We start from the raw sequence: 25,547 nt of genomic DNA, 5'->3' as shown, positions 1-25,547 counted from the left end.
ATCCGCCGAGAGGGAATGCAATTCTTGCATAGCTCACCAGAAGGCTTAGATTAGCTCTGATATTTCAGCGCCTCCGCGAGACCTCCCGGCACGTTCCGCGCTCGCGCTGCAGATCCCCCGTGAAAGGCCTCCATCGAAATGTCCGCTCCTGTACATGCAAAGGTCGTCATTATCGGCTCTGGCCCTGCTGGCTACACGGCGGCGATCTATGCCGCGCGCGCGATGCTCGAGCCGATTCTGATCCAGGGTATCCAGCCCGGCGGCCAGCTCACCATCACCACCGACGTCGAGAACTATCCGGGCTTCGCCGACGTGATCCAGGGCCCCTGGCTGATGGAGCAGATGGAGAAGCAGGCGGTCCATGTCGGCACCAGGATCGTCACCGACCTGGTCACCAGATTAGAGACTGCGCAGCGGCCCTTCCGCCTCACCTGCGACAGCGGCGACGTCTATCTCGCCGACACCGTGATCCTCGCCACGGGCGCGCAGGCGCGCTGGCTCGGGCTGGCGTCCGAAGCCAAGTTCCAGGGCGGCGGCGTATCGGCCTGCGCCACCTGCGACGGCTTCTTCTACCGGGGCAAGGACGTGATCGTGGTCGGCGGCGGCAACACCGCGGTCGAGGAAGCCCTGTACCTCACCAATCATGCCTCGCAGGTCACCATCGTGCATCGTCGCGATCACTTCCGCGCCGAGCGCATCCTGCAGGAACGCCTGTTCAAGCACCCGAAGATCAAGGTGATCTGGGACTCGGCCGTCGACGAGATCTGCGGCACCGAGACCCCGAACAAGGTCACCCATGTCCGGCTCAAGAACGTCAAGACCGGCGCGCTCACGGACGTGAAGACTGACGGCGTCTTCATCGCCATCGGCCACGCACCCGCCACCGAGCTCGTCAAGGACCAGGTCAAGCTGAAACCGTCGGGCTATGTCGAGGTCGCCCCGAACTCGACCGCCACCTCGGTGCCCGGCCTGTTCGCCGCCGGCGACGTGGCCGACGAAACCTATCGCCAGGCCGTGACGGCCGCCGGCCTCGGCTGCATGGCCGCACTCGAAGCCGAACGTTTCTTGGCCCTTCGCGCCAGCGAGCGCGCGGCAGCGGAATAACATCATGCCTCGAACACGCGACGGATTTACGGATATGGATTGGGACAAGCTGAAGGTGTTTCACGCGGCGGCGGAAGCGGGCAGCTTCACGCATGCGGGCGAGCAGCTCGGCCTGTCGCAATCGGCGGTGTCGCGCCAGGTCTCCGCGCTGGAGCAGGAGCTTTCAGTCTCGCTGTTCCACCGCCACGCCCGCGGCCTGATCCTCACCGAGCAGGGCGACCTGCTCTTCCGCACCGCGCATGACGTGTTCATGCAGCTGCAGGCGGCTCGCGCCAAGCTGACCGACAGCCGCGAGCGGCCCAGCGGCGACCTCAAGATCACCACCACGCCCGGCGTCGGCATCAACTGGCTGATCCCGCGGCTCGGCGAGTTCACTGCGCTCTATCCGGAGATCCGCATCTCGCTGATCGTTACCGACGAGGAGCTCGATCTGTCGATGCGCGAGGCCGATGTCGCGATCCGCACGCGCAAGCCGACCCAGCCGGACCTGATCCAGCGCAAGCTGTTCGCGATGGGCTTCCACGCCTATTGCTCGCCGGAATACATCAAGCGCTTCGGCACGCCGCGCACGCTGGAGGAGCTCGACTCCCACCGCATCATCACGCTCAGCGACGGCAGCTTCGCGCCGCATCTTCAGAACCGCAATTGGCTGATCGAAGCCGGGCGCAACGGCTCCGGCCCGCGCGAAGCCTATTTCAAGGTCAACAACATCCTCGGTCTCGTGCGCGCCTGCCAGCAGGGCCTCGGCATCGCCGCGCTGCCGGACTATCTCGTCGAGGAGCAGAACAAACTCGTGCAGCTGTTCGGCGAGTCGGACTCGATCCAGCTCGACACCTACTTCGTCTATCCCGAGGAGTTGAAGACCGTCGCCCGCGTGCAGGTGTTCCGCGACTTCGTGGTGAGCAAGGCGCAGCGCTGGCCGTCCTAATTTCCGCATGACTGACATGCGACCTCGGCTGTTGCTGCGCGGCACTCGGCAAGCCCATAATGTTTGCACGCTGAGCCTTCGCGTTGCGCATTTGTCCCCCTCCTCCAGTGGCGCGGGAGTTCAGTAATCCCTCTTGGAAGGTGATTGTGTCGGCCTCACGTGGCCAATACCTAAGCCGGGCCCTTCGGGTCCGGCTTTTTTTCTGTCGCATGCAGCCTTCGCCCTCCGCGTGTATTGACAGTTCCAGGCATACCCCGCATCATTTGCGGATGATCACGAAGTCGTGCGCAGCAATCTCGAAAAAAGGTCCCCATCCGGGGACCTCGGTTTTTTGCGCGCACTAGGCTGATATCGTCATCGCTGCAGATCCCGAAATCCCCGCCCGCCTGGACGGGGTTTTTTCATGTGCCCTCCGTCTCAGGTTTCCCGAGAAGGAGATGGAACATGACCGGACTTGAAGATCACTTGCACGGACTGTGGCTGCCGCTGGTGACGCCGTTTCACGGCGGCGCGCTGGATGAGAGATCGCTGCGGCGGCTGACGCGGCACTACGGCGCGGGCGCCGTCGACGGCTTCATCCTCGGCGCGACCTCGGGCGAAGGCATGACGCTGCGCGAGCCAGAGCTCGAACGTCTCGTCGCCGTGGTGCGCGACGAGATGGCGGCCAGCGGCCGCATCGTGCCGATCTGCCTCGGACTCTCGGGCGCGGACACCTCGCGGCTGAAGGAGCGCCTCGACGAGACCGCGGACTGGCCGATCGACGGCTACCTGATCGCCAGCCCCTATTATGTGCGGCCGTCGCAGCGCGGCTTGCTGGCGCATTTCGAAGCGCTCGCCGATCACGCGGCATGGCCGCTCGCGCTCTACAACATCCCCTATCGCACCTCCGTCAACATCACCAACCAGACGCTGCTGCGGCTTGCCGAGCACAGGAACATCGTCGGCCTGAAGGATTGCGGCGCGAGCCGCGAGCAGTCGATCGCGCTGCTGCGCGACAGGCCAAAGGCATTTCGCGTGCTCACCGGCGAGGATGCCAATTATTTCGAGGCGCTCTGCGACGGCGCCGACGGCGGCATCGTGCTGTCGGCTCATGTCGAGACCGCGACGTTCGCAGCCGTCCATGCCGAGCTGAAGCGCGGCAACCACGATGCGGCGCTGGCGCGCTGGCACGAGGTCGCCGAGCTGACCCGCCTGCTGTTCGCCGAGCCGAGCCCCGCGCCGGCGAAGTACTGGCTGTGGCGCAGCGGCCTGATCGACAGCCCCGAATTGCGCCTGCCGATGGTGGAGGTGAGCAGCGAGCTCGCGGCAGCGATCGATCGCGAGATCGAGCGACGGACGAAGGTCGCGGCGTAGCGCTTCGCTTACCCTCCCCTGGAGGGTCCCTCCAGGGAGGTAAGAGCCCCGCCCCGTGGTTAACGTCCTTTCAACGGCCTTCGCTGTCGCCGCATGGCGCATCCACGGCTCGTTTACACAGTCGCGCCTATCCTTCGGCACCTACAGAGGGGGAATGACCATGGGACATCGCATACGGCCTACGGCCGCGCGGCAATTCGCGCCCGCCGATCTCGTGCAGGGAATTCTGGTGGTGTCGTCGTTCGGGTTCTGGGCGGTGATGCTCGGCCTGATGCCGGTGCTGCTGTTTCGGCTCTGGCTGGTCGGCTGACGCAAAGCGAGCGCGGGATGGTTAATCCGTGGTAGCACCTGTGCTCAAAATGCACTGGCAGCTGCGATCCGGATCTTAAAACATCCCCGCTAACACTTGACGCCCATAAGCGAAGAAATCGCGGAGGCGTTTGTGAATAATCATAATGAACTGGCGTCGCATTACGACGCCGGGCAGCAGGCCTTTACCACCGAGGACATTCTCTGGGCCGTCGGCATCTGGTCGGTGATCCTGACCTTGTCGCCGGTCATCGTGTTCTACATGCTGCTGGTGGCGTAGCCCAAACAAGTTCCCGAACAACGCAAGCTCGGGATTCCGGGTCTGGCGCGTGCGCCATCCCGCAAATGACGGGCCAGGCAGAAACGCAAAACGCGCGGCTTGTCCGCGCGTTCGTCGTCCGGGGAATGAACAATGAAAATTAAGCCGCCTGCTTGTGCATTGCGCCGGACGCCGACGCCGTGCCGCGAATAGCCTTGACCGAACGCTCGATCGCCGCCCACAGCCTTGCAATCTCCTGGGCTGCCCGGCTCTCGGCCTGATACTCGCGCGCACCTTCGCCGTGGCTCAGCGCCATCAGCAGGTCCGAACGATTGGTGATCTGGCCACCCCAGACCGGAGCACGGAATTTCGCCAGCGCTTCGCGGGCGATGGTGACGATCGGGCTTTCGGATTCGTCGCGCTTGGCCGGCGCACCGTTGAGCACGACGGCGTAGGGCTTGCGCGCGGCGCGGCACATCTGGATCGTTTCCTGCACCGCGTTGACGTCGAACACGCCGGGACGGGCGGGGATCACCACCATGGTGGCGTTCTTGATCGCGTCGTCGACGACGGCCGACAGGTTCGGCGGCGTGTCGATCAACACCCATTCATAGCCGTCGCGCTTGGCAGCGGAGACGATGCCGCTGACGGAGTTCACGGCAGCCTTGATCGGCGGCTCGTTGGTGCCGCGCAGCTTGTGCCACAGCGTGAGCGAGCCCTGCGGATCCGCGTCCACGAGCATGACCTGCTTGCTCGCCTTGATCTGCGCGGCGAGATGTGCAGCCAGGGTACTCTTGCCCGAGCCGCCCTTGCGCGATGCAAAAACAATAACGTTCATACCTTCCGCCTCCAATTGACCCCAGGCCGCGAAAATGAATCAGCGCGCTGATTCGGGAAAGAAAAATTTATCAGGGGTTGCGTTACGGCCACGAAATAACAAGGCGTGTTGGCTTTTGAGTCACACTGCATCGCAGGAGAAAGACGCAGCTCCCTGCGAAACACCGCTTGCGCGGACATTTGTGCGTTTTTTGAGCAACAGACGGGACGACGCAACCTTGCCGCGCAAACCTGCGGGCGACTCTTTCCCGTCGCGCACCGGCCGTAATTACAGCAAGCCTGCGCAGCGTCGCGCGAACAAAACGAGTCCGGAGGCTGGCGCAGAGCCGATGTCGGTCATGGCGCAGGTTTCAAGCAAGGGGCGCTCCGCCCCGGCTCAAAATGACTCGGCCTTTTTCTTCTTGGTCGCCTTCGCCGGCTTGGCGCTCGTCTTGGTGGTATTGGTCGGCTTGCCGGCGCGGACCTCGCCCGGCTCCGGGCGGAAGAACACCCGGCATTGCGGCGAGAGCTGCGCCTTCTTCTTGATCATGCAGGCGGTGATGGCATCGACGTTCGGAACGAACTCGCTGCACAGCCGCATCGCATCCGGCGAGCAGGCCTGCTGCTCCTCCTGGGTGTAGGCGAAGCCGGCGCGCGGCAGAGCCAGGACGGCCAGGGCAAGGCCGAGCGTTGCGGCGGCCAATGACTTGTTCAAGCGAAATGCCGGCATCGATGTCCCCACGTCATGAGTCCCTGGGAATAGTGGGTGAACGGCGGTGCGTTGGCAACGAGGGCAGATGCGAAAGCCGGGACGTGTGCGGTCTCGGCAACAGGGGCGACGGGCAGTCTTCCTTACCGTCGTCGTCCGGCCTTGTGCGCAATTGCGCACTGGACCGACCCGCAGTCATCCAGAAAGCGATTGAGACACGGAACTCGCCACGACGTCATGGCCGGGCTTGTCCCGGCATGACGACCACTGTGTCGCGGTGGACTGGCGCCGGAGTTTCCGGGCCTCCAACACAAAACTCCGAAAACAACCCCATGCACAGTAGCCAAGGGACGGCAATCCCTCGGCATTTCCATTCTTAGGATTTCACGAAGTCAAATTTGACTTGTCGGGCAAAACAGGGGCATGATGGCATCATCAAAAAAGATGCGCGTGGGGTGGTCGGCCTGTCTCCTGCGCTGATAGAAAGCGTTGGAAGTGGAGGCGAGCGCATGGATGGGAATGAGGCGGAACTTCCGCTCGCGGGGGTGACGGTGGTCTCGCTTGAGCAGGCGATCGCGGCGCCGCTGGCCAGCCGGCATCTGGCGGATTGGGGCGCGCGCATCATCAAGATCGAGCGGCCCGGAAGCGGCGATTTCTGCCGGGACTACGATCATGTCATGAACGGCATGTCGAGCCAGTTCGTCTGGACCAACCGCTCCAAGGAAAGCCTTGCCATCGACATCAAGAGCCCCGAGGGGCGCAAGGTGCTCGACGCCCTGCTGCCGCGGGCGGATGTGTTCATCCAGAACCTCGCGCCCGGCGCGGCGGAGCGGCTCGGCCTCGATGCGGCATCGCTCGTGCGGAAATTTCCGCGCCTCATCGCCTGCGACGTCTCGGGCTATGGCACCGGCGGCCCCTACAGCGACAAGAAGGCCTATGATCTCCTGGTGCAGTGTGAGGCCGGCGTGCTCGCCATCAACGGCACCGAGGCGGAGCCTGCCAAGGTGGGGCTCTCCGTGGTCGACATCGCCACCGGCATGTACATCCTGAGCGGCGTGCTGATGGCGCTGTATCGGCGCGAGCGGACCGGCAAGGGCACGGCGTTCCAGGCCTCGCTGTTCGATTCCATCACGGACTGGATGAGCTATCCCGCCTTCTACACCGAGAGCACGGGCCGGCCGCTGCCGCGCACCGGCGCGAAGCATGCGACGATCGCGCCGTACGGACCGTTCCGCGTCGGTGACGGCAACACGATCTTCTTCGGCATCCAGAACGACCGGGAATGGCGGTCGCTGTGCCGCATCGTGCTCGGCGATGCCGCACTTGCCGACGACCTGCGCTTCCGCACCAATCCGCTGCGTATGCAGAACCGCGACGAGCTGCAGGCGCATATCGAGCAGCGCTTTGCATCCATGACCAGCGAAGAGGTGCTGCGGCTGCTGGACGAAGCCGCGATCGCCAATGCGCATCTGAACTCGGTCGAGGCCTTCCTGAAGCATGAGCAGCTCCACGCACGCGCGCGGGTGCAGAGCGTGGGATCGCCGAGCGGGCCGGTGATGAGCTTCCTGCCGGCGCTCACCATTCCCGGCGTGACGCCGCGGATGGACCCGGTACCTGACGTGGGCGAGCACAACGACGCCATCCTCCGCGAACTCGGCATCAGCGGGGAGCATTGAGATGGCCTCGCAGCGGCCGAGCCGGGCCTATCTGGCTGTTCCTGCGCATCGCGCCCGCCTCGTCGCCAAGGCAGCGGCTTCAAGCGCGGATGCCGTGTTCATGGATCTCGAAGACGCGGTGCCGCCATCCGAAAAAGGTCTTGCGCTGGAGGAAGCCGTCCGCGCGCTGTCATCGCTCGACTGGGGCAACAAGCGCGTCGCGGTCAGGCTCAACGCCGTCGACAGCCCGTTCATCGGAGAGGAGATCCGCGCGCTGGCGGCGCTGCCGCGGCTGGATGCGGTGATCGTGCCGAAGGCGGAGCGCGCCGGCGACATCGTCGCCATCGCCGACCAGCTGCGCGCGGCCGCGCCGGATCGCGCTTCGTCGGTGGTGCTCGAACTGCTGATCGAGACGGCGCTCGGCCTCGTCAATGTCGACACGCTCGCCGCCGCGCACGCGAGCGTGGCCGCGCTGCATCTCGGCGTCGGCGACTTCGCGGCCTCGCTCGGCGCCCGCACCTCCGATGTCGGCATCTCGCCGGACGGCTACCGCCACGTCGGATCGGCGCAAAGCGGCTACGCCGCCGCGCCGCTCGACCTGTTCGCCTATCCCATGATGCGCCTCCTTGTCGCCGCGCGCGCCTTCGGCCTGCGCGCCATCGACGGCCCCTGCGGCGCGTTCCGCGACGCCAGGCTGACCGAGGCCAGCGCGCAAAAGGCCGCCGCGATGGGCTTTGACGGCAAGCAGGTCATCCATCCCGACCAGATCGAGCCGACGCTGCGCGCGTTCACGCCGTCGGATGACGAGCTGGCCCAGGCGCGGCGGGTGGTTGAGGCGATGGAGACGGCTGAGGCGCAAGGCCAGGGCGCGGTGACGCTGGACGGCAAGATGATCGACTATGCCAATGTGCGGATGGCGCGGCGGATTATCCAGCTGGGGTCTTAAGCGCGCATGGCGACCTTGCTGATCGTCGCGCCGGTGTTCGCGCTGATCGCCGCCGGCTACGCCGCTGTGCTGTTTCGCTTCGTCTCGGAGGGCGCGCACAAGGGCATCTCGGAATTCGCCTTCAGCATCGCGATCCCCGCGCTTCTGTTCCGCACCATCGTCGTCTCGGAATTCCCCGATGTCAGCCCCTACCGGATGTGGGGCGCCTATTACGGCGCGCTCGCGCTGACCTGGATCGCGGCGATGGCCATTTCGGCGCTGCTGCGTACCCCGCGCGGCAGCCGCGAGGACGGCGTCGTGTTCGCGATCGGCTCGGTCTACGGCAACATCGTGATGCTCGGCATCCCCCTCGTGCTCTCCGCGCTGGGAAACGAGGCGGCAGGCCCGATGGCGCTGATCCTGTCGGTGAACACGCCGCTGCTCTGGCTCTGCGGCATCCTGCAGATGGAGCTGGTCAACCAGAAGCGCACCGGCTCGCCGATCTCGGTGATCCGCCCCGTGCTCGCCGACCTCGCCCGCAACCCGCTGATGCTGGCGATCGGCTTCGGCGTGATCTGGCGCCTTACCCGACTCGGCCTCACCCCGGTCGTCGACCGCACCATCGAGCTGCTGGCGCAAGCGGGCTCGCCGACGGCGCTGATCGCGCTCGGAATAAATCTGTTTCGGTTCGAGGTGAAGGGCGAGAAGCTGAGCATCCTCGTGATGTGCGCGCTGAAGCTCGCAGCCATGCCGGCCGCCGCGTTCGTGCTGGCCAGACTGCTCGACCTGCCGCCGGTGGCGGCTGGCGTCATCGTGCTGTTCGCGGCGATGCCGACCGGCGCGAACGCATACATCTTCGCGGTACAGTATCAGCGGCTGGTCAACCCGGTGTCAGGCGCGGTGGCGCTGGGGACCCTGCTGGCGGCGGTCACGTTGCCCGTGGTGGTGTGGGTGGTGGCAGGAGGGAAGTAGGCGGCCTTTCGATTGCCGACACCGCTATGCAACAACCTGGCCGGCGCGCCAGGCCATCTCCCAGAAGTCTGCCTCCAGGTGGGTGGCTTCCTTGAAGATCGCAATCAGCTCGGCCTCGCGCGCCGGAGTGGCGTAGCGATCGGCGAGATTCTCCATATGCGCCTGCGCCTTGGCAGCGACTTCCTGGTATGGCGCGCCGGCATATTCTTCGATCCAGACGCGATAGGCGTTGCTCACCGCGTCGGCAGAGGGGCGCGAGGCGAGCCGCGTTGCGATCTCCGCGTAGCCGATCACGCAAGGCGCAAGCGCCACTTTGAGCGCCAGCAGATCGCCGCGCATTCCCGCGTCCAACACGTAGCGCGTATAGGCCAGCATCTCGGCCGCCGGAGGGGCTTGTTCAAGGTCGTCCGGGGACAGGCCCCATTCGCCACAGAGCTTCACATGCAGGTTCATCTCGACATCGAGGATGGCCGACAGGCCGGCCGCGGCTTCACGCATGTCGGCAAGCCTGGGCGACTTGTAGACCGCGAGCGCGTAGGCGCGAGCAAACTCGATGAGGAACAGATAGTCCTGAACGAGGTAGTGACGAAACGCAGCTTCAGGGAGCGAGCCGTCCGCCAATCCGTTCGTGAAGGGATGCTCCGTATAGGCCCGCCACTCAGTGGACGCGGCGGCCTTGAGACGCTCGAAAAAACTCACGATCTTTTCCGCCTGCTTGCTTGTCCATCACACTGGCTCGCTACCGATAGCGCATTGCCAACGAAGGAGCTACGGTGGTGGCGGACAAAGCCGGCTTTGAGAAACGGCGGATAGGCCCCGCGTCGAGCCGCACTGCCTTGGCATCAACCAGCCATCGCTTCGCCGTGAAGGGCGAGCCTGAGCATCCTGGTGAAGTGCGCGCTGAAGCTGGAGGCGAAGCCGGCCGCAGCGTTCATGCTGGTCCGACTGCTGAACCCGCCGTCGGTGGCAGCCGGCGTCATCTGCTGTTCGCGGCGATGCCGCCGGCGTGAACGCGTAAATCTTTGGCCGGCGACGCCTCACGGCCTCGCCGCGCCCCATCAACAATCAGCGCAGGCCCAGGAACGAGAGCACTGCACCAATCACGACGACCAGCCCGATGATATAGATAATACCGTTCATAGCTCAGCTCCCTCAGCGTTGTCAGTCCTGCTGCAGCTACAAACACCTGGGGTCATGAAAGGTTCGCCGGGACATCTCGCCGTTTTCTACCGGGGAGCCGGGAACGAAAACGCACTCTCTGCTCCGACGCGCCCGGGTCCCGTGCCACCTCCAGATGATTTTGCCTTTGCACGCAAAGGTCGCTAGTCTCTCCTGATACGTTCAGGGAGGTAACATGGCACAACGCGAAGAGATGCTCGCAGTGGTCCGGCGCGCCTATGCCGCACGCGACAACGATGACGCCGAGGGGCTGGTAGCCGCTTTTCACCCCAAGGGTCAGTTCGCCCTAATGGGCGACAAGACGGCACTCGAATTGACGGGAAGCGTGGAGGGACACGCAAGCCTGCGTGGTGCCTTCAGCAAATTCATTGAAGACTTCGGCTTCGAAGGCCGCGAGATCCTAGCTGAGCTGGTTGACGGAGATCGTGTCGCCATCCATTCCCGTGTCGATGTTCGATATCGCCCGACCGGAAAAGTTTCCAGCACCGAGATCCTGGACCTGTTCAAGCTTCAGGACGGCAAGATCGTCGAGCTGATCGAGTTTGCGGATACGGCGCAGGTCAAGATGATGATTGCGTGAGGACGACTTCGTAAAGTTTATTGCACTGTCACCGTAATCCGTCGGCCGGCGAGCTGGCCCAGGCGCGGCGGGTGGTTGAGGCGATGGAGGCGGCTGAGGCGCAAGGCCAGGGCGCGGTGACGCTGGACGGCAAGATGATCGACTATGCCAATGGGCGGATGGCGCGGCGGATCATTGGGCTGGGGGCGTAGCGGCGCATGGCCACCTTGCAGTATTGGGCTGACAACAAAACCTACCTGCCTTCCGAAGCTGCAATTCGCCTGCACCATGCCTTGTTAGGATTCATCCCTTTCCTAACGGCAACGGTAGGCACGCCCGCATCATGGCGGATTCGGTCCTCGACCGCGTCTACAATGCAAAGCCAATCGACTGGACAGGCGGACATGATCTTCAAAGGATGAATGAGCGGCGCGCCGCCTATATCGCAGCTCTCAAGGCCGCCGACCGGGATGACATTGGTCCCTTGATCAAGTTCGTTGGTCCTCGCGATGATCTCTGACGCGCGAAGCCCGCTAGATTTGCCCCCAATGGCAGCGGCATCATCGTGCTGCTCGCGGTGATGCCGACCGGCGCGAACGCGTACATCTGCGCGGTGCAGTATCAGCGGCGGTGGACCCGGTGTCTGGCGCAGTGGCGTTGGGCACGCTGCTGGCGGCGGTGACGTTACCGGTGGTGACGCTGATGCGAGGGTGAGGTAATTCAGCCGCGCGCATCCGCCTCACCCCGACGGAGTACGTCATGGCACAGAACATCTACGACAATCCGGATTTCTTTTCAGGTTACAGCCGACTTCCTCGGCAGGTGCACGGCCTTGCCGGCGCACCCGAATGGCCGGCGCTGTGCGCCATGTTTCCCGAAATGGCCGGCAAACGAGCCGTCGATCTCGGCTGCGGCTTCGGCTGGGTTTCACGTTGGCTGCGCGAGAATGGCGCCAAAGCGGTCCTGGGCGTCGACCTCTCCGAGAGCATGATCGCGCGGGCACGGCAGACTACAGCCGATCCTGCAATCGACTATCGACTCGCGGACCTCGAGACGATCGCCCTTTCAGAAGCGGCCTTCGATTTCGCCTTCAGCTCGCTGACGTTCCACTACATCAGCGACTTCGACCGGCTCGCTCGCATGATCCATCGCTCGCTCACGGCGGGCAGCCATTTCGTCTTCTCGATCGAGCATCCGGTTTTCATGGCCGCCACTCATCCCCGCTGGATCGAGGACGAGGATGGGCGAAAGACATGGCCGGTCAATCGCTATGCGATCGAGGGCGAGCGCCGCACCAATTGGTTAGCGAAAGACGTGGTGAAGTATCACCGCACGATCGCAACGACACTGAACGTGCTGATCCGGGCCGGATTTGTCATCGAGGCCGTCGACGAGTTCGCGCCGTCGGTGCAGCAAATCAGGGAGAACCCGGCACTGAAGGAGGAGCTGGAACGGCCGATGATGCTGCTGGTGTCAGCGCGGCGGTAGGGGCGTGCGGCCGGCGGGTAGGTCGCCTCGTGGCGTGCCGGGACAATGTGCTCACCCTTGAAGCTTTATGCACTGTCACCGCAATTGCCAGAGAACTATCAGGCTACGAGACTTGGCGCTCGCAACGACAAGTACGTTGGCAAGTATATCTTAGCACTCGATATATTGCGCGGTGCGTGCCGGCGAACAGCTCAAGAGCTTAATGACGCAATAAGTGATCTTGAAGCTGGAGGCTAAACCGCGTTCGCTGCTGAAACATCGGAAATGGGGGCAACATGACCAAGAAAACAATACCAAAAAAGGAAGGGATCGAGACGACCTGGCGCACAATTGCCTTCGGCGGCTTACTTATTTTGATTGGGCTATGCGGCTTCGTCACTGCCCTAGTCAACAAGAACTTGCTTCCCGCTGTGGGTGGTACGTTCCTCGGCTTGTTGATTGGAATGCTGGTTGGTTTCTACGCGCAAGAGGCAGACGATTGGACTCGTCAGGCAATGACAGCGTCCGTCGCTGTGCTAACCGGTGCGGGCGCGCTTGCGTTGCTACGCTACGATGCGGCTGATCCGCATGCCGTTTTTTTTACCCGATTGGTCTTGTAGTCGGCTTCGGGTTCGGGACTATTTGGGCCGCCATTGATGTACCAGACGAAGAGCCGGGTTAATCTAAGCCCTACCATCGCTGGTACAGTTGGGTGGGCTCGAACCACCGACCTCCTGTTCCACAGACAGGCGCTCTAACCAACTGAGCTACAACTGCATCCTGGCGAGCCGCGGCTCGGGACGCCCTTCCAGAGGGCTGGTGCCGAGGGGGCTGGACGGGGCGGAAACTAGGTGCAACGGGGGTTTTTGGCAAGGCCGCAGAGGGACGAAAAACCGGCGGAAATCACCGCCGGTGCGATGAAATCGGGCTTGATGGCAGCGATGAGGGTGTCTCTCCCGGCTGCCGGGAGACTCCCCGTGGGGCGAGAGCCCTCACCCGTCGCTTGACGATGCTTCGCATCGCCCAGCGCCGGCCTCTCCCGCACGCACGCGGGAGAGGCAAGAAAAAAAAAACCGGGCCTTTCGGCCCGGGTTTCTATTGTTTGGCATGATCTGATCGGAAAACCGCTACACACTTTTCCGGATCATGCCGGTCAAACCGGCCTCGCCGCTCAGGCGGCGGACGGATAGTACTTGGAGGCGCTGGCCTTGATCGGCTCGGCGGTCTCGGCGGCGACGCGCTGGGTGAGCTCGACCAGCTCCTTGGCCTGGGACTGGTAGGTCTCGAGCTGCTTGCGGGTATGGCCGGTCCACAGCTCCAGCGCTTCCGACGGCGACTTGGCGCCGAACAGCTGCTGGGCGAAGTCGAGCTGGGCGCTGGAATTGGCCTTCATGAACTCGAACAGCTTGGCGGTGTATTCGCTCGCGCCCTTGCTGGCGCAGGTGAAGACGGCCTCGACGGTGCCGTTGTGGGTCTCGGCGGCGTCCTTGAACTTGGCGTAGCTTTCGCGGGCCTGCGATACGCCCTTCTCGGCGAACGCACGCATCTGCTCGGGAACCTCGAACGGGATGATCGAGGCAGAAAACGGATCAGTCGCACCTGTCATGGTTGTCCCTCACGCTAATGAAAAAATCGAGTGAGCCTTCTGGCGCGCCCGCCGGCCCCGACCATGGGCCCTCGCATTCAGCGGGTACGACGACTGGAAAACACGAAGCGAATGAGATGGCTCGCCCGGCGTCCAGCACTATGACTGCCTATCATGTCAACATTGTGCATCGCAACGCGCCACGAGGGTGCGCTGCGAAATTTAATCTCGGGGAGGGCGAGGTTCCGGATCAGGGGAACCGGGGGTTGAGGTAGTCGGGTGCGCTGGCAAAATGGATCTTCACCTCTCCCGCTTGCGGAAGAGGTCGGATCGCGCAAGCGATCCGGGTGAGGGCATTTTCCTCTGGGAGAGTCTTCGTTGTCGAGACACCCTCTCCCCAACCCTCCCCCGCAAGCGGGGGAGGGAGCGCGCCTTTGTCGGGGCTCTCAGCGAGTCTAGCTCGTCAGGCCGGCCTGGCCCGCCTCGCCCCGCGAATCCCTTGGATGCAGCATCGCTGCGGCTTGCGGGGTTGGCACCATTAAGGTTATCGCCGCTTGGGGGGCCCTTCCGGGCTTGCGGCCGTGGACCTGCCCGCCCCTCTCGGGCGATAACTCTTTCTTAAGGCTGCCATTCCGGTAGCCGCCACACCTGATGCGTGAGCGACAGCCGGCCTTATGACGCGTTCGGATTTCCAGTTGCGAGGTGTGGGCGATCCGCGGCTGGCCGTGCATGCGACCTCGCCGCTGGCGACCTGGCTGTGGTCGGTCGACGGCGCGCGCGTGCTGTGGGCCAATCCGGTCGGCGCCAGCCTGTTCGGCGCGGCGAACAGCGCCGGCCTCGCGGACAAAGTGTTCGGTCCGGCGGACAGCCACCGCCGCCAGGTGGCCCGGCTCGCGGGTCGATTGCCGGCGAACGGCACCGTGCGGCTCGAGCGGCTGCGCGGCTTCGGCGCCCGGCTCGGCGCGCTGATGACCTGCGCCTGCGCGCGGCTCGACTTCGCCGGTGGCGGCCATCTCTCTGAAAGATCTGCCGTGCTCGTCATCGCCATGGATCCCACCTCGCGCCCGATGCCGCTGGTCGAGCGGCTGTCTCGCCTGGTCGCGGGCGCCAAGGTGCCGATGGCCGCTTTCGCGCCGGACGGATTGTTCGTCGGCGCCAGCGAGGCCGCCCGCTCCCTGCTCGGCTTCCGCGATCTGTTCGAGGCCGGTCTCGACCGGGCACGCAGCGATGCGCTGGCCACCGGCCGCGCCGCGACGCCGATCGGCATCGGCCAGATGGTGCTGCAACGGGTCGGCGCGGGGGCCGATATCGGCCTGGTCGCGCTGATCGAGCCGGCCGTCGACACAGCGGCGGCGCGCGAGGCCGCGCCCAGGACCACCCCCGTCGAGACTCCGGCCGCGGAGCGCGAGGACGCTCAGCCTGCGCCGTCGAACGTGGCGCCGTCCGCGTTCGCGCTGTTCGACGCCTTCGCCGAGCCGGCCGAAACGGCTGCAGCGGCCGCGTCCGAAACTGCCGCGTCCAAGACTGCCGCTGAAAACACTCCGGTTGAAAACCCGCTGGAAGCCATTGTGTCGCCGCAGGTTGCGCCGATCACTGAAGCCATGGTCGAGCCGGAGTCGGGCCAGGAATCCTCGGGCCAGCAACAGCCGCCCGCACCGCGTCAGCATCCGTTGCGCTTCCTCTGGCAGATGGATGCAGAGGGCCGCTTTGTGCTTCTCTCCGACGAATTCATCCGCCTGATCGGCCCGCACACGGCCGCCGGCTTCGGCCGGCCCTGGCGCGAGATCGCAGCCGACTTCGCGCTCGATCCCGATGGGCGTGTCGAACAGGCGCTTGCGAGCCACGACACCTGGGCCGGCATCACCGTGAACTGGCCGGCCGACAGCGGCGAGCGTCTCCCGGTCGAGCTCGCGGGCCTGCCGGTCTACGATGGGATGCGCAACTTCGCGGGCTTCAGGGGATTTGGCGTCTGCCGCGATCTCGACGGCCTCAACCGGCTCGAGGCGCTGCGACGCTTCCAGCTGCGCGCCGCGCCGCCGGCGCAGCAGGACCTCTCCGCTGACGCCGCCGAGCCCGATCCGGAGCCGGAGGCCAGGCCCGAAATCGAGCCTGAAGAGAAGCCGGAAGCAACGGCAGCGCCTCCGCCGATCGAGCCGCCCGAGCCCGAGCCGACACCCGAGCCTGAACCGGTAGCCGCCACAGCCGACGCGAATTCACACCCAACCGATCTGGAAACGCCCGTGGAAACGCCCCCCAATGTCGTGCCGTTCCGCTCGCCCGGCGACACGCGCTCCCCGACGCTGACGCCGGTCGAGAACAGCGCGTTCAACGAGCTGGCGCGGCAATTGTCCGAACGGCTCGAACGCGATCGCGAGACCATCGCGACTGACGCGGTCGATCCGGCGGCGGAGATCGCAGCCGAACCACCGGAGCCGGAGGCGCCGCAAGCCGCGGCCGAATGGCTGACCGAGCCTGCGCCGCCGGCGCGCGGGATGAGCGCGCGTGACCGCACGCTGCTCGACCTGCTGCCGACCGGCATCCTGATCTACCGGCTCGACCGCCTGCTCTACGCCAATCCCGCCTTCCTCGCGCGCATGGGCTATGCCGACCTCGGCGCGCTCGAGCATGAAGGCGGGCTGGATGCGCTCTATGTCGAGCCGGGCGTGTCGGCGGCCAGCAGCACGTCGCAGGGCGGCACGCCTGTCACCATCAGCGCGACGGTCGCGAACGGCGAAGCGCCGCTGGCGACGACCGAGGCGCATCTTCACACGATCGACTGGGACGGCGAGAGCGCGCATGCGCTGATCTGCGCGCTGCCGCAGGCGGCGCCCGTCATCGCAGAGACGGTGGTCGCGGAGACCGTTGTCGCCGAGTCCTTCTACGAACCCGAGTCCGCGGCGGGCGAAGCCGAGGCCGAGGATCTCGCCGCGATCCTCGACACCACGGCCGAGGGCATCGTCATGTTCGATGCCGAAGGCAACATCCACGCCTGCAACCGCAGCGCCGAGGCGCTGTTCGGCTATGACGGGCAAGCGCTGCTCGAGCAGAACCTGACGACGCTGTTCGCGCCCGAGAGCCAGCAGATCGTCGCCGACTATCTCGAAAGCTTGAAGAGCCAGGACATTGCGAGCCTGCTCGACCACGGCCGCGAGGTGCTCGGACGCGAGAAGAAGGGCGGCGTCATTCCGCTCGCGATGATCATGGGCCGCACCCGGCCCGACGGGCCGAACTTCTTCGCCGTGTTCCGCGACCTCTCGCAGAGCAAGAAGGGCGAGAGCGAGCTGACGCAGGCCCGCCGCCTCGTCGACGGCGCGGCCGGTGCCAAGGCCGACATGCTGGCGCGGATCAGCCACGAGATCCGCACGCCGCTCAACGCCATCATCGGCTTCGCCGAGGTGATGATCTCCGAACGCTTCGGCGCGCTCGGCAACGAGCGCTACGGCGAATACATGAAGGACATCCGCGCCTCCGGCGAGCGCGTCATCGCCATCATCGACGACCTCCTAGAGCTGTCGCGGATCGAGACCGGCAAGCTCGATCTCACCTTCGCCAACCTCAATCTCAACGACCTCGTCGAAGCCTGCGTCGCGGTGATGCAGCCGCAGGCCAACCGCGAGCGCATCATCATCCGCACCTCGCTCGCCCATGCCCTGCCGCAGGTGAGCGCGGATGCGCGCGCGATGCGGCAGATCACCATGAACCTGATCTCGAACTCGATCCGGCTCGCCAGCGCCGGCGGCCAGGTCATCGTCTCGACCGCGCTGACCGACCGCGGCGAGATTGCCTTGCGCATCCGCGACACCGGCCACGGCCTCACCGAGCGGGAGGTCGCCGCCGCGATGGAGCCGTTCCGCACCCCGCCGCCCGGCGATGCCGCGGACAGCTCGGCGCTGAGCCTGTCGCTGACGAAAGCGCTGGTCGAAGCCAACCGCGCCCGCTTCAACATCAAGAGCGCTGGCCATTCCGGCGCGCTGATCGAGGTGGTGTTCGCGCCAGTGCTGGCACAGGCCTGAGGCGCTCACTGGCTCGCGGGCAGACCGCGCGCAAGCGCCGCCGCCTGCTGCAGGCTGACGCCGTTGGCCAGCGGGTCGGCATGGCGATGCGCCAGGTGCCACTCGGTGCCCACGCGCCGGTAGACGAGCGTCACGCGCAACGCCCATTCCTGCGCCGGCAGCCCTCCGACCTCGACGCTGTCCCGCTCGATCAGCGCCAGAACGACCATGTCCTGCGAACCGTAGGTCTGGACGACCTCCTGCCGGTGCGTGCCATTCCTGAAGAACCGGCCCATCCGCTCCCACCTTTCGGGCGTGTACTCCGCGGCCTTCGACGGCACCCCGCCGAACGGCGACATCAGCACGAAATCGTCGGTGATGGAGATCATCTGGCGGTACGCCGCGACGTCGCCGCGCATCAGCGCCGCGTTCGCCTGCTGCGTATGGGCAAGCAGCTTTGCGATGACGTCGTCGGCCGTGGCCGCCTCGGCGACGACGAGCGGCATGCACGCCATGCCCGCGAGCGTGCGACGCCTGGACATCGGCGCCGGCGCAGCTGCGCGACGTGCATCTTGATCGTTCTTCATGCGAGGGCTCCGTCTTGATGGTTCATGCGGTTGCACGAGATGCTGGATGCCGCTTTGACCGTCATGAAGCCAGTGATAAGATCTCAGGACCATGCTGAATCCGGCTCAGCTTGCCCGCGTCGACGTCACGCTCCTCGTGGTGTTCAGCACAGTGCTGGAGGAGCGCCAGGTCTTGCGCGCGGCGGACAAGCTCAATCTCACGCCGTCCGCGGTGAGCCACGGACTGCGGCGGCTGCGGCGCATCTTCCATGATCCCTTGTTCCTGAAGACGCCGAACGGCGTGAAGCCGACGGAGCGTGCGCTCGCGCTTGCCGGTCCCGTCACCGAACTCCTGTCGCGCCTCGACGCGATCGTGTCGGCAGCCGCACCGTTTGACGCAAGCACGGCGAGGCGCTCGTTCACGATCGGCGCACCGGATGCGCTTGCCGCGGTGTTTCTCGGCTCACTTCTCAAGGCTCTCGCCCGGGAAGGACCGGGGATCGACATCCGGCTGCTGCAATTGATGCCGCAACGTCAGGGCAAGGCGTCGAGCCAGGCCTGGCAGGGCACGCTCTCGGAGCTCGATTCGCACCGGCTCGACCTCGCCGTGCTGCCGGTCGGCCCGCTGCCGTCACGCTATGCCGAACGATTGCTGTTCGAGGAAGACTTCGTCGTCGCCATGCGCAAGGGGCACCGCATGGCCCGCAAGGTCACGCTCGCGGCCTATCTGGCGGCACCGCAGCTGCTGGTCTCAGCCATCGGGGATGCGCTCGGCATCGTCGACATCCGGCTTGCCGAACGCGGCCATACCCGCCGCGTGGCGCTCACCGTGCCCAACTTCATGATGGCGCTGGCGCAGCTCGCCGAGAGTGATTTCATTGCGACCTTGCCGCGTCATCTGGTCGAACGCCATGCCGCGCGATTCGACCTGGTGATGCGTCCCGTGCCGTTTCCGTGGACGCCCGACCCGGTGCGTGTCGTCGCCTCGCAAGCTGCGATGGCGGATGCCGGTGTAGCCTGGCTGTTCGAGACGGTGGCGCGCTGCATTAATCCGACGACGCCGACAACGCCCAAGCGTCGCGTCCCGGCCTGAGGCCAGATAACAAAAGGGCACGGCGCGCGCCGTGCCCTTTCGCATTCCTGCCGCCTGGCCTCAGCTGTAGATCTCGAACAGGCCGGCACCGCCCTGGCCGCCGCCGATGCACATCGTCACGACGCCCCACTTGGCCTTGCGACGGGCGCCTTCCTGCAGCAAATGGCCGGTGAGACGGGCGCCGGTCATGCCGAAGGGATGGCCGATCGCGATCGAGCCGCCGTTGACGTTGTACTTGGCGGGATCGATCTCGAGCTTGTCGCGGCAATACAGGCACTGGCTCGCGAAGGCCTCGTTGAGCTCCCACAGGTCGATGTCGTCGATCTTCAGGCCGGTGCGCTTCAAGAGCTTCGGAATCGCGAACACCGGGCCGATGCCCATCTCGTCGGGCTCGCAGCCGGCGGTCGCCCAGGCGACGAAGCGGCCGAGCGGCTTGAGGCCGCGCTTCTCCGCGTCCTTGGCTTCCATCAGCACCACGGCGGCGGCGCCGTCCGAGAGCTGGCTGGCATTGCCGGCGGTGACGAACTTGCCGGGTCCCTTCACCGGCTCGAGTTTTGCCAATCCTTCCATCGTGGTGTCAGGGCGATTGCATTCGTCGCGATCGACGACGTAATCGACGATCGACTCGGCCTTGGTCTGCTTGTCCACGACCTTCATCTTCGTCTTCATCGGGACGATCTCGTCCTTGAACTTGCCCGCCTGCTGCGCCGAGGCCATGCGGCGCTGCGATTCCAGCGAGAACTCGTCCTGATATTCGCGGCTGAGCTTGTAGCGCTCGGCGACGATGTCGGCGGTGTCGATCATGGCCATGAAGATGTCGGGCGCGACCTTGAGCAGCTCCGGGTCGATCGATTCCTTCGGCGTGGCACCGCCCGGAATCGAGATGCTCTCGACGCCGCCGGCGACGATGCAGTCGGCGCCGTCCGAGCGGATCGAGTTGGCCGCCATCGCGATGGTCTGAAGCCCCGAGGAGCAGAAGCGGTTCACCGAGACGCCGGCGGTGGTCTTCGGCAGGCCAGCGAGCAGCGCGGCCTGGCGGCCGATATTCGGCGCGCCATGGGCGCAATTGCCGAGATAGCAGTCCTCGACATAGTCCTTCTCGACGCCGGCGCGATCGACCGCGTGGTGAATGGCGTGGGCTGCGAGCGACATCGGCGGCGTGATGTTGAACCCGCCGCGGCCGGATTTTGCCAGGCCCGTGCGCGCATAGGAAACGATGACGGCTTCACGCATGTGTTTTCTCCCTTGTCGAACGAATTTGAACGGAGCGTGGTTACGAGGCGTTCTGAGCGCCATTGGTACACAAAGTCAGGAGGTCGCGGGGAAAATAAAACGCCGCCTCCCGGTGAAGGAAGCGGCGTTGTTCCGCGGGTCGGAATATATGATCATCGTCATCCCGGGGCGGCTCGAAGAGCCGAACCCGGGATCTCGAGATTCCGGGTTCGATGCTTCGCATCGCCCCGGAATGACAATCCTCAGAACGTCAGCGCCTTGGCCTGCTTGACCTGCGGCAGGGCCTGCACCTTGGCGAGCAGGTCCGTGGGCACCGCGCCGTCGACCTCGACCAGCGCAATGGCATCGCTGCCGGGCGCGACGCGGCCGAGATGGAACGTGGCGATGTTGATCTTGGCATCTCCCAGAAGGCTCGCGAACTTGCCGATGAAGCCCGGCTTGTCCTCGTTGGTGACGTAGATCATCGACTTGCCGAACTCGGCATCGACACGGATGCCCTTGATGTCGACGAGGCGCGGCTTGCCGTCGGCATAGACGGTGCCCGAGACCGACCGCTCCTGCCGCTCGGTGGTGACGGTGACGGTGATCAGGCTCTCATAGTCGCTCTGGGCAGCGCGCACGATCTCGTCCACCACCATGCCGCGCTCCTTGGCGATGACGGGCGCGGACACCACGTTGATCTCGCCCAGCATCGGCCGCAGCAGGCCGGACAGCACGGCGGAGGTGATCGCCTTGATCTTCATCTCGGCGACATGGCCCTCATAGGTGATCTCGACCTTGAGGACGCCGGTCTCGGTGAGCTGGCCGGCGAAAGAGCCGAGCTTCTCGGCAAGCGCGATGAACGGCTTCAGCTTCGGCGCTTCCTCGGCCGTGATCGAGGGGAAGTTGACGGCGTTCGAGATCGCGCCGGTGAGCAGGTAATCCGACATCTGCTCGGCGACCTGGAGCGCGACGTTCTCCTGGGCTTCGGTGGTGGAAGCGCCGAGATGTGGCGTGCAGATCACGTTGGGATGGCCGAACAGCACGTTCTTGGTCGCGGGCTCCTCGACGAACACGTCGAAGGCGGCGCCGGCGATGTGCTTGGAATTGAGCGCATCGACCACCGCCTGCTCGTCGACCAGGCCGCCGCGGGCGCAATTGATCAGGCGAACGCCCTTCTTCATCTTGGCGATCGCGGCCGCGTCGATGATGTTCTTCGTCTTCTCGGTGAGCGGGGTGTGCAGCGTGATGAAGTCGGCGCGCTTCAGGAGGTCGTCGAGCTCGACCTTCTCGACGCCGATGTCCTTGGCGCGCTCAGGCGAGAGGAAGGGATCGAACGCGATCACCTTCATGCGCAGGCCGAGCGCGCGGTCGGCGACGATGGAACCGATATTGCCGCAGCCGACGACGCCGAGCACCTTGCCGGTGATCTCGACGCCCATGAAGCGGTTCTTCTCCCACTTGCCGGCCTGGGTCGAGGCGTCCGCCTGCGGGATCTCGCGGGCCAGCGCCAGCATCAGGGTGATGGCGTGCTCTGCGGTCGTGATCGAGTTGCCGAACGGCGTGTTCATCACGATGATGCCCTTGGCCGTGGCCGCGGGAATCTCGACATTGTCGACGCCGATGCCGGCGCGGCCGATCACCTTCAGCTTCGCCGCCTTCTCGAGGATCTTGGCGGTGGCCTTGGTCGCCGAGCGGATCGCAAGGCCGTCGTAATTGCCGATGATCTCGGCCAGCTTGTCCTTGTCCTTGCCGAGGTTGGGCTGGAAGTCGACCTCGACGCCGCGATCCTTGAAGATCTGCACGGCGGCGGGCGAGAGCGCGTCGGAAATGAGAACTTTGGGTTTGGTCATGGGGATGATCCGTGGTGCGAGCTGCATTTACGGAGCGTCACCCGCGGACAAAAGCGCGAAGCGCGTCTTCGCGCCAGAGACCCGCGGGTCCATCTTCTTGATCGATGGATGGCCGGGTCAAGCCCGGCCATGACGAGAATGGGGTGACGAGTTACGCCGCTTTCGCGAGCGTGGCCTTGGTCTCGGCGAAGGCCCAGTCGATCCACTGCGTCAGCAGCTCGACGTCCTTTGCCTCCACCGTGGCGCCGCACCAGATGCGCAGGCCGGCCGGCGCATCGCGGTAATAGGCGAAGTCGTAGCCGGCGCCTTCCTTCTCGACCAGCGCGACCAGCTTCTTGCAGAAGTCGGCTTGCGCATCCGCCGAGAGCGAGGTGATCGCGGGATCGGTGAACTTCAGGCACACCGAGGTGTTGGAGCGGATCGAAGCGTCCTTGGCCAGGAAGTCGATCCAGGGCGTCTTCGCCTTCCAGTCGGCGAGCACCCGGGTGTTGGCGTCGGCACGCGCGATCAGCGCCTTGAGGCCGCCGATCGACTTGGCCCAGTTCAGCGCATCGAGATAATCCTCGACGCAGAGCATCGACGGCGTGTTGATGGTCTCGCCGACGAATATGCCTTCGTTGAGCTTGCCGCCCTTGGTCATGCGGAAGATCTTCGGCAGCGGCCAGGCCGGCTTGTAGGTCTCGAGCCGCTCCACCGCGCGGGGCGACAGGATCAGCATGCCATGTGCAGCCTCGCCGCCGAGCGCCTTCTGCCAGGAGAAGGTGACGACGTCGAGCTTGGGCCAGTCGAGCGCTTGCGCGAACGCAGCCGAGGTCGCGTCGCAGATGGTCAGGCCTTCGCGGGTCGCGCTGATCCAGTTGGCATCAGGCACGCGCACGCCTGAGGTGGTGCCGTTCCAGGTGAAGACGACGTCGCTCTTGGGATCGACCTTCGACAGATCGGGAATCTCACCATAAGCCGCGTTGAGCTTGGTGACGTCCTTGAGCTTCAATTCCTTCACGATGTCGCTGACCCAGCCCTCGCCGAAGGATTCCCAGGCAAGCGTGGTGACGGGCCGCGCACCGAGCAGCGACCACAGCGCCATCTCGACCGCGCCGGTATCGGAGGCCGGCACGATGCCGATGCGGTAATCGGCGGGCACCTCGAGCACTTCGCGCGTCAGGTCGATCGCGAGCTTGAGCTTGGTCTTGCCGATCTTCGCGCGATGCGAGCGGCCGAGAGCTGCGTCCTTGAGATTTTGGGCGTTCCAGCCGGGGCGCTTGGCGCAGGGGCCGGAGGAGAAATGCGGCACGGTCGGCCGCGAAGCGGGCTTCGCTACATTCATGATCTACCCTTCCAGATAGTAAGCCTCCCGTTGGGGGGAGGTGTCCCGCCGCGGCTGATACGGGAAACGGAAAGGCCAGTCAAGGAAGTTCCGGGGCCTCACGTGCGAGTGATGGCGCCTCGGGCGCGATCTCCGGGGACTGGACCACGGCGAGCGCATTCAGCAAGTCCGTGGCATCGCTGATCAATTGCGCGGCCCTGCGGCGGCTGCCGACCTTCAAAATGCATTTGTCATGGGCCTGCACGACGTAGTCGTTGCCGACCTTGATCATTGAATAGCTTGTCATCGAAATCCCCGAACCGACCGAGCCCGGTACCAGAAGCTGCCGTAGCACCGTTCGTTCCCGATTCAACCTGAACGACGGACAGGTAGTTTACCGCCCATTAAGATGAACGAACGCGCGATCCGAATTTGCTGATCGTGCAAGGCTCGTGGCCAGAGCCCCATTCCGATACAATCGGAACTGGACTCTGGATCCTTGTATCGACGCGTTTTCCTTACGCGAACCGGTATCCACTTCGCTCGGAAACGCATCCGCTACCTCAAAAGCGGATAGTCATGCCCACATGGCTCGCGGCAAATCCGAGCCGCTTGTAGAAGCGCTGCGCGTCGATGCGGGTCTGATGCGTCAGCAGTTCGACGAGATTGCAACCGCGCGCCTTCGCTTCCGCGACCGCCCATTGCACCAATTGCTCGCCGATGCCGCGGCTGCGACAATCGGAAGCAACGCGGACGTCCTCGAGCAGGCCACGCACGCCGCCTTGGGAACTCAGGCCCGGCAGGATCGCGAGTTGCAGGCAGCCGACCACCCTGCCCGCGCTCTCGGCAACCACGAGCGTGAGATTCGGATCGCGCTCGACCCGCGCGAATGCGTCGTAATAGGACGCGGGCAACGGATCCTCCACGCGCTCGCGCGCGCGGCCGAGATGATCGTCGGCGAGCATCGCAACGATCGCGGCAACGTCCTCGCGGCGCGCGTGACGGATGGAGACGGCTTCGGCGTTCATGTCAGACAACTCCGCACCTCAACGCGCCGGCGAAAGGCCGAGAAACGCTTCGACTTCGCCGATCCAGCGGCGGACGGACGCATGGCGGCCGAGATCGAAGCCCCCTTCATGCGCGACACGCGTATAGGCGAGCAGCGACACGTCGGCGAGCGAAACCTCATCGCCGGCGAAGAAGCGGCTGGCGGAGAGATGCTGCTCCATACGATCGAGCGCCGCATAGCCGTGTTTGACCTTCTCAGGATCGAGCTCGGATGCATCCTTGCCCAGATAGACGAGGAGGAAACGGCACACCGCGATATAGGGCTCGTGGCTGTACTGCTCCCAGAACAGCCATTCATCCATCTTGGCCGCAGCAAAGGCGTCGCGCGGAATGAGCGTACTGTCGCGGGCGAGGTAGCGGATGATGGCGTTGGACTGTGCGAGCGTGCGGCCATCGTCGAATTCGACGGTCGGCACCTGGCCTGCGCCGTTCATCTTCAGGAATTGCGGCGTGCGCGTCTCGCCCTTGCGCGTGTCGATCTCGATCCACGCATAGGGCACTGCGAGCTTGTCGCAGACCCATCTCACCTTCAGACAGTTTCCGGAATTGCTATCGCCGTAAATCTTCATCGCTGCCGCCCCGCCGTCGGGCGACAGAGCATCAGGACGGCGTGAATCTGTCAACCACGGCGGGGCGCGGC

General features: G+C 65.0%; 25 protein-coding genes and 1 tRNA gene. 14 read left to right on the top strand and 12 right to left on the bottom strand.

Features of this window, described 5'->3' with window-relative positions; all coding sequences use genetic code 11:
- The first annotated feature begins 138 nt into the window (after positions 1-138).
- The 5 genes from trxB to EHH60_RS16150 all read left to right on the top strand — a co-directional run bounded on the left by trxB (position 139) and on the right by EHH60_RS16150 (position 3,974).
- Positions 139-1,104 (top strand): thioredoxin-disulfide reductase, encoded by a 966-nt coding sequence (gene trxB / locus EHH60_RS16165; protein ID WP_124160445.1) that lies wholly within the window; start codon positions 139-141, stop codon positions 1,102-1,104.
- 4 nt (positions 1,105-1,108) lie between these two features.
- Positions 1,109-2,032 carry a LysR family transcriptional regulator gene (locus EHH60_RS16160; protein ID WP_028178742.1) on the top strand — a complete coding sequence of 308 codons (924 nt, stop codon included), beginning with the start codon at positions 1,109-1,111 and terminating at the stop codon, positions 2,030-2,032.
- A gap of 444 nt (positions 2,033-2,476) precedes the next feature.
- Entirely contained in the window at positions 2,477-3,385 is a 909-nt protein-coding gene (locus EHH60_RS16155) for a 4-hydroxy-tetrahydrodipicolinate synthase family protein (RefSeq protein WP_199751508.1), read from the top strand.
- 160 nt (positions 3,386-3,545) lie between these two features.
- Entirely contained in the window at positions 3,546-3,695 is a 150-nt protein-coding gene (locus EHH60_RS37560) for a hypothetical protein (RefSeq protein ID WP_199751507.1), read from the top strand.
- Between the two features lie 132 nt (positions 3,696-3,827).
- Positions 3,828-3,974 (top strand): hypothetical protein, encoded by a 147-nt coding sequence (locus EHH60_RS16150; RefSeq protein WP_199751506.1) that lies wholly within the window; start codon positions 3,828-3,830, stop codon positions 3,972-3,974.
- A 139-nt stretch (positions 3,975-4,113) separates the two neighbouring features.
- Here EHH60_RS16150 and EHH60_RS16145 read toward each other — a convergent pair whose 3' ends face one another.
- Entirely contained in the window at positions 4,114-4,791 is a 678-nt protein-coding gene (locus tag EHH60_RS16145) for an AAA family ATPase (protein ID WP_061880428.1), read from the bottom strand.
- Positions 4,792-5,166: 375 nt separating this feature from the next.
- Positions 5,167-5,499 carry a hypothetical protein gene (locus EHH60_RS16140; RefSeq protein WP_124160442.1) on the bottom strand — a complete coding sequence of 111 codons (333 nt, stop codon included), beginning with the start codon at positions 5,497-5,499 and terminating at the stop codon, positions 5,167-5,169.
- Positions 5,500-5,987: 488 nt separating this feature from the next.
- Here EHH60_RS16140 and EHH60_RS16135 point away from each other — a divergent pair, with 488 nt between their 5' ends.
- Genes EHH60_RS16135 through EHH60_RS16125 form a run of 3 tightly spaced genes read left to right on the top strand, consistent with a single transcriptional unit; the run spans position 5,988 to position 9,030 of the window.
- Positions 5,988-7,154, top strand: coding sequence for a CaiB/BaiF CoA transferase family protein (locus EHH60_RS16135; RefSeq protein ID WP_124160441.1), 1,167 nt, complete (start codon positions 5,988-5,990; stop codon positions 7,152-7,154).
- Between the two features lies 1 nt (position 7,155).
- Positions 7,156-8,079 carry an HpcH/HpaI aldolase/citrate lyase family protein gene (locus EHH60_RS16130; protein WP_124160440.1) on the top strand — a complete coding sequence of 308 codons (924 nt, stop codon included), beginning with the start codon at positions 7,156-7,158 and terminating at the stop codon, positions 8,077-8,079.
- Positions 8,080-8,085: 6 nt separating this feature from the next.
- Positions 8,086-9,030 (top strand): AEC family transporter, encoded by a 945-nt coding sequence (locus tag EHH60_RS16125; RefSeq protein ID WP_124160439.1) that lies wholly within the window; start codon positions 8,086-8,088, stop codon positions 9,028-9,030.
- Between the two features lie 24 nt (positions 9,031-9,054).
- On the opposite strand, the gene tenA is transcribed toward EHH60_RS16125, so the two are convergent.
- Positions 9,055-9,729 carry a thiaminase II gene (tenA, locus tag EHH60_RS16120; RefSeq protein WP_124160438.1) on the bottom strand — a complete coding sequence of 225 codons (675 nt, stop codon included), beginning with the start codon at positions 9,727-9,729 and terminating at the stop codon, positions 9,055-9,057.
- A gap of 77 nt (positions 9,730-9,806) precedes the next feature.
- Here tenA and EHH60_RS38065 point away from each other — a divergent pair, with 77 nt between their 5' ends.
- The 4 genes from EHH60_RS38065 (at position 9,807) to EHH60_RS16085 (ending at position 12,855) form a co-directional block, all read left to right on the top strand.
- Positions 9,807-10,040, top strand: a complete 234-nt coding sequence (locus EHH60_RS38065) for a hypothetical protein (RefSeq protein WP_245454505.1) — start codon at positions 9,807-9,809, stop codon at positions 10,038-10,040.
- Between the two features lie 344 nt (positions 10,041-10,384).
- Positions 10,385-10,789, top strand: coding sequence for a nuclear transport factor 2 family protein (locus EHH60_RS16110; protein WP_124160437.1), 405 nt, complete (start codon positions 10,385-10,387; stop codon positions 10,787-10,789).
- A 738-nt stretch (positions 10,790-11,527) separates the two neighbouring features.
- Positions 11,528-12,256, top strand: a complete 729-nt coding sequence (locus EHH60_RS16090) for a class I SAM-dependent methyltransferase (RefSeq protein WP_124160436.1) — start codon at positions 11,528-11,530, stop codon at positions 12,254-12,256.
- A gap of 275 nt (positions 12,257-12,531) precedes the next feature.
- Positions 12,532-12,855, top strand: coding sequence for a hypothetical protein (locus EHH60_RS16085; RefSeq protein ID WP_124160435.1), 324 nt, complete (start codon positions 12,532-12,534; stop codon positions 12,853-12,855).
- A gap of 80 nt (positions 12,856-12,935) precedes the next feature.
- Here EHH60_RS16085 and EHH60_RS16080 read toward each other — a convergent pair.
- Positions 12,936-13,012: transfer RNA gene (locus EHH60_RS16080), tRNA-His, on the bottom strand.
- A 394-nt stretch (positions 13,013-13,406) separates the two neighbouring features.
- A complete protein-coding gene (locus EHH60_RS16075; RefSeq protein ID WP_124160434.1) occupies positions 13,407-13,841 on the bottom strand; it encodes a phasin in 435 nt (144 codons plus the stop codon).
- Positions 13,842-14,494: 653 nt separating this feature from the next.
- Between EHH60_RS16075 and EHH60_RS16065 the strand changes: the two genes are divergently transcribed.
- Positions 14,495-17,833: a PAS domain-containing sensor histidine kinase gene (locus tag EHH60_RS16065; RefSeq protein ID WP_124160433.1), complete on the top strand. Its 3,339-nt coding sequence runs from the start codon at positions 14,495-14,497 to the stop codon at positions 17,831-17,833.
- Positions 17,834-17,838: 5 nt separating this feature from the next.
- Here the strand turns inward: EHH60_RS16065 and EHH60_RS16060 are convergent, their stop codons facing one another.
- Positions 17,839-18,399, bottom strand: a complete 561-nt coding sequence (locus tag EHH60_RS16060; protein ID WP_245454504.1) for a YybH family protein — start codon at positions 18,397-18,399, stop codon at positions 17,839-17,841.
- A 91-nt stretch (positions 18,400-18,490) separates the two neighbouring features.
- Here EHH60_RS16060 and EHH60_RS16055 point away from each other — a divergent pair, with 91 nt between their 5' ends.
- Entirely contained in the window at positions 18,491-19,471 is a 981-nt protein-coding gene (locus EHH60_RS16055) for a LysR family transcriptional regulator (RefSeq protein ID WP_124160432.1), read from the top strand.
- A 60-nt stretch (positions 19,472-19,531) separates the two neighbouring features.
- Here EHH60_RS16055 and EHH60_RS16050 read toward each other — a convergent pair whose 3' ends face one another.
- From EHH60_RS16050 to EHH60_RS16020, 6 genes are all read right to left on the bottom strand, one after another.
- On the bottom strand, positions 19,532-20,704 hold the full coding sequence (locus EHH60_RS16050; protein WP_124160431.1) for a thiolase family protein: 1,173 nt from the start codon (positions 20,702-20,704) through the stop codon (positions 19,532-19,534).
- Positions 20,705-20,946: 242 nt separating this feature from the next.
- The gene (serA, locus tag EHH60_RS16040; protein WP_124160429.1) at positions 20,947-22,536 is read right to left on the bottom strand and encodes a phosphoglycerate dehydrogenase; all 1,590 of its coding nucleotides are present in this window, start codon (positions 22,534-22,536) and stop codon (positions 20,947-20,949) included.
- A gap of 151 nt (positions 22,537-22,687) precedes the next feature.
- Positions 22,688-23,860 carry a phosphoserine transaminase gene (locus EHH60_RS16035; RefSeq protein ID WP_124160428.1) on the bottom strand — a complete coding sequence of 391 codons (1,173 nt, stop codon included), beginning with the start codon at positions 23,858-23,860 and terminating at the stop codon, positions 22,688-22,690.
- A 79-nt stretch (positions 23,861-23,939) separates the two neighbouring features.
- The gene (locus EHH60_RS16030) at positions 23,940-24,146 is read right to left on the bottom strand and encodes a hypothetical protein (RefSeq protein ID WP_028180066.1); all 207 of its coding nucleotides are present in this window, start codon (positions 24,144-24,146) and stop codon (positions 23,940-23,942) included.
- Positions 24,147-24,402: 256 nt separating this feature from the next.
- Positions 24,403-24,867 carry a GNAT family N-acetyltransferase gene (locus tag EHH60_RS16025; RefSeq protein ID WP_124160427.1) on the bottom strand — a complete coding sequence of 155 codons (465 nt, stop codon included), beginning with the start codon at positions 24,865-24,867 and terminating at the stop codon, positions 24,403-24,405.
- 18 nt (positions 24,868-24,885) lie between these two features.
- On the bottom strand, positions 24,886-25,476 hold the full coding sequence (locus EHH60_RS16020; RefSeq protein WP_124160426.1) for a glutathione S-transferase family protein: 591 nt from the start codon (positions 25,474-25,476) through the stop codon (positions 24,886-24,888).
- Positions 25,477-25,547 lie beyond the last annotated feature (71 nt).

Origin of the sequence: Bradyrhizobium sp. RP6, from assembly GCF_003837805.1 — a bacterium.
Classification (GTDB): domain Bacteria; phylum Pseudomonadota; class Alphaproteobacteria; order Rhizobiales; family Xanthobacteraceae; genus Bradyrhizobium.
This window is presented reverse-complemented; position numbering and strand designations above follow the sequence as displayed.

Bases quoted from the DNA above. Each gene is read 5' to 3' on its own strand.
- EHH60_RS16125 (WP_124160439.1), top strand. From the start codon at position 8,086: ATGGCGACCTTGCTGATCGTCGCGCCGGTGTTCGCGCTGATCGCCGCC.
- EHH60_RS16090 (WP_124160436.1), top strand. From the start codon at position 11,528: ATGGCACAGAACATCTACGACAATCCGGATTTCTTTTCAGGTTACAGC.
- EHH60_RS16020 (WP_124160426.1), bottom strand. From the start codon at position 25,476: ATGAAGATTTACGGCGATAGCAATTCCGGAAACTGTCTGAAGGTGAGA.
- EHH60_RS16130 (WP_124160440.1), top strand. From the start codon at position 7,156: ATGGCCTCGCAGCGGCCGAGCCGGGCCTATCTGGCTGTTCCTGCGCAT.
- EHH60_RS16065 (WP_124160433.1), top strand. From the start codon at position 14,495: ATGACGCGTTCGGATTTCCAGTTGCGAGGTGTGGGCGATCCGCGGCTG.
- EHH60_RS16025 (WP_124160427.1), bottom strand. From the start codon at position 24,867: ATGAACGCCGAAGCCGTCTCCATCCGTCACGCGCGCCGCGAGGACGTT.
- EHH60_RS16160 (WP_028178742.1), top strand. From the start codon at position 1,109: ATGCCTCGAACACGCGACGGATTTACGGATATGGATTGGGACAAGCTG.
- trxB (WP_124160445.1), top strand. From the start codon at position 139: ATGTCCGCTCCTGTACATGCAAAGGTCGTCATTATCGGCTCTGGCCCT.
- EHH60_RS37560 (WP_199751507.1), top strand. From the start codon at position 3,546: ATGGGACATCGCATACGGCCTACGGCCGCGCGGCAATTCGCGCCCGCC.
- EHH60_RS16140 (WP_124160442.1), bottom strand. From the start codon at position 5,499: ATGCCGGCATTTCGCTTGAACAAGTCATTGGCCGCCGCAACGCTCGGC.
- EHH60_RS16055 (WP_124160432.1), top strand. From the start codon at position 18,491: ATGCTGAATCCGGCTCAGCTTGCCCGCGTCGACGTCACGCTCCTCGTG.
- EHH60_RS16050 (WP_124160431.1), bottom strand. From the start codon at position 20,704: ATGCGTGAAGCCGTCATCGTTTCCTATGCGCGCACGGGCCTGGCAAAA.
- EHH60_RS16085 (WP_124160435.1), top strand. From the start codon at position 12,532: ATGACCAAGAAAACAATACCAAAAAAGGAAGGGATCGAGACGACCTGG.
- EHH60_RS16060 (WP_245454504.1), bottom strand. From the start codon at position 18,399: ATGAAGAACGATCAAGATGCACGTCGCGCAGCTGCGCCGGCGCCGATG.
- EHH60_RS16145 (WP_061880428.1), bottom strand. From the start codon at position 4,791: ATGAACGTTATTGTTTTTGCATCGCGCAAGGGCGGCTCGGGCAAGAGT.
- EHH60_RS16075 (WP_124160434.1), bottom strand. From the start codon at position 13,841: ATGACAGGTGCGACTGATCCGTTTTCTGCCTCGATCATCCCGTTCGAG.
- serA (WP_124160429.1), bottom strand. From the start codon at position 22,536: ATGACCAAACCCAAAGTTCTCATTTCCGACGCGCTCTCGCCCGCCGCC.
- EHH60_RS16035 (WP_124160428.1), bottom strand. From the start codon at position 23,860: ATGAATGTAGCGAAGCCCGCTTCGCGGCCGACCGTGCCGCATTTCTCC.
- EHH60_RS16110 (WP_124160437.1), top strand. From the start codon at position 10,385: ATGGCACAACGCGAAGAGATGCTCGCAGTGGTCCGGCGCGCCTATGCC.
- EHH60_RS16135 (WP_124160441.1), top strand. From the start codon at position 5,988: ATGGATGGGAATGAGGCGGAACTTCCGCTCGCGGGGGTGACGGTGGTC.
- EHH60_RS16030 (WP_028180066.1), bottom strand. From the start codon at position 24,146: ATGACAAGCTATTCAATGATCAAGGTCGGCAACGACTACGTCGTGCAG.
- EHH60_RS16155 (WP_199751508.1), top strand. From the start codon at position 2,477: ATGACCGGACTTGAAGATCACTTGCACGGACTGTGGCTGCCGCTGGTG.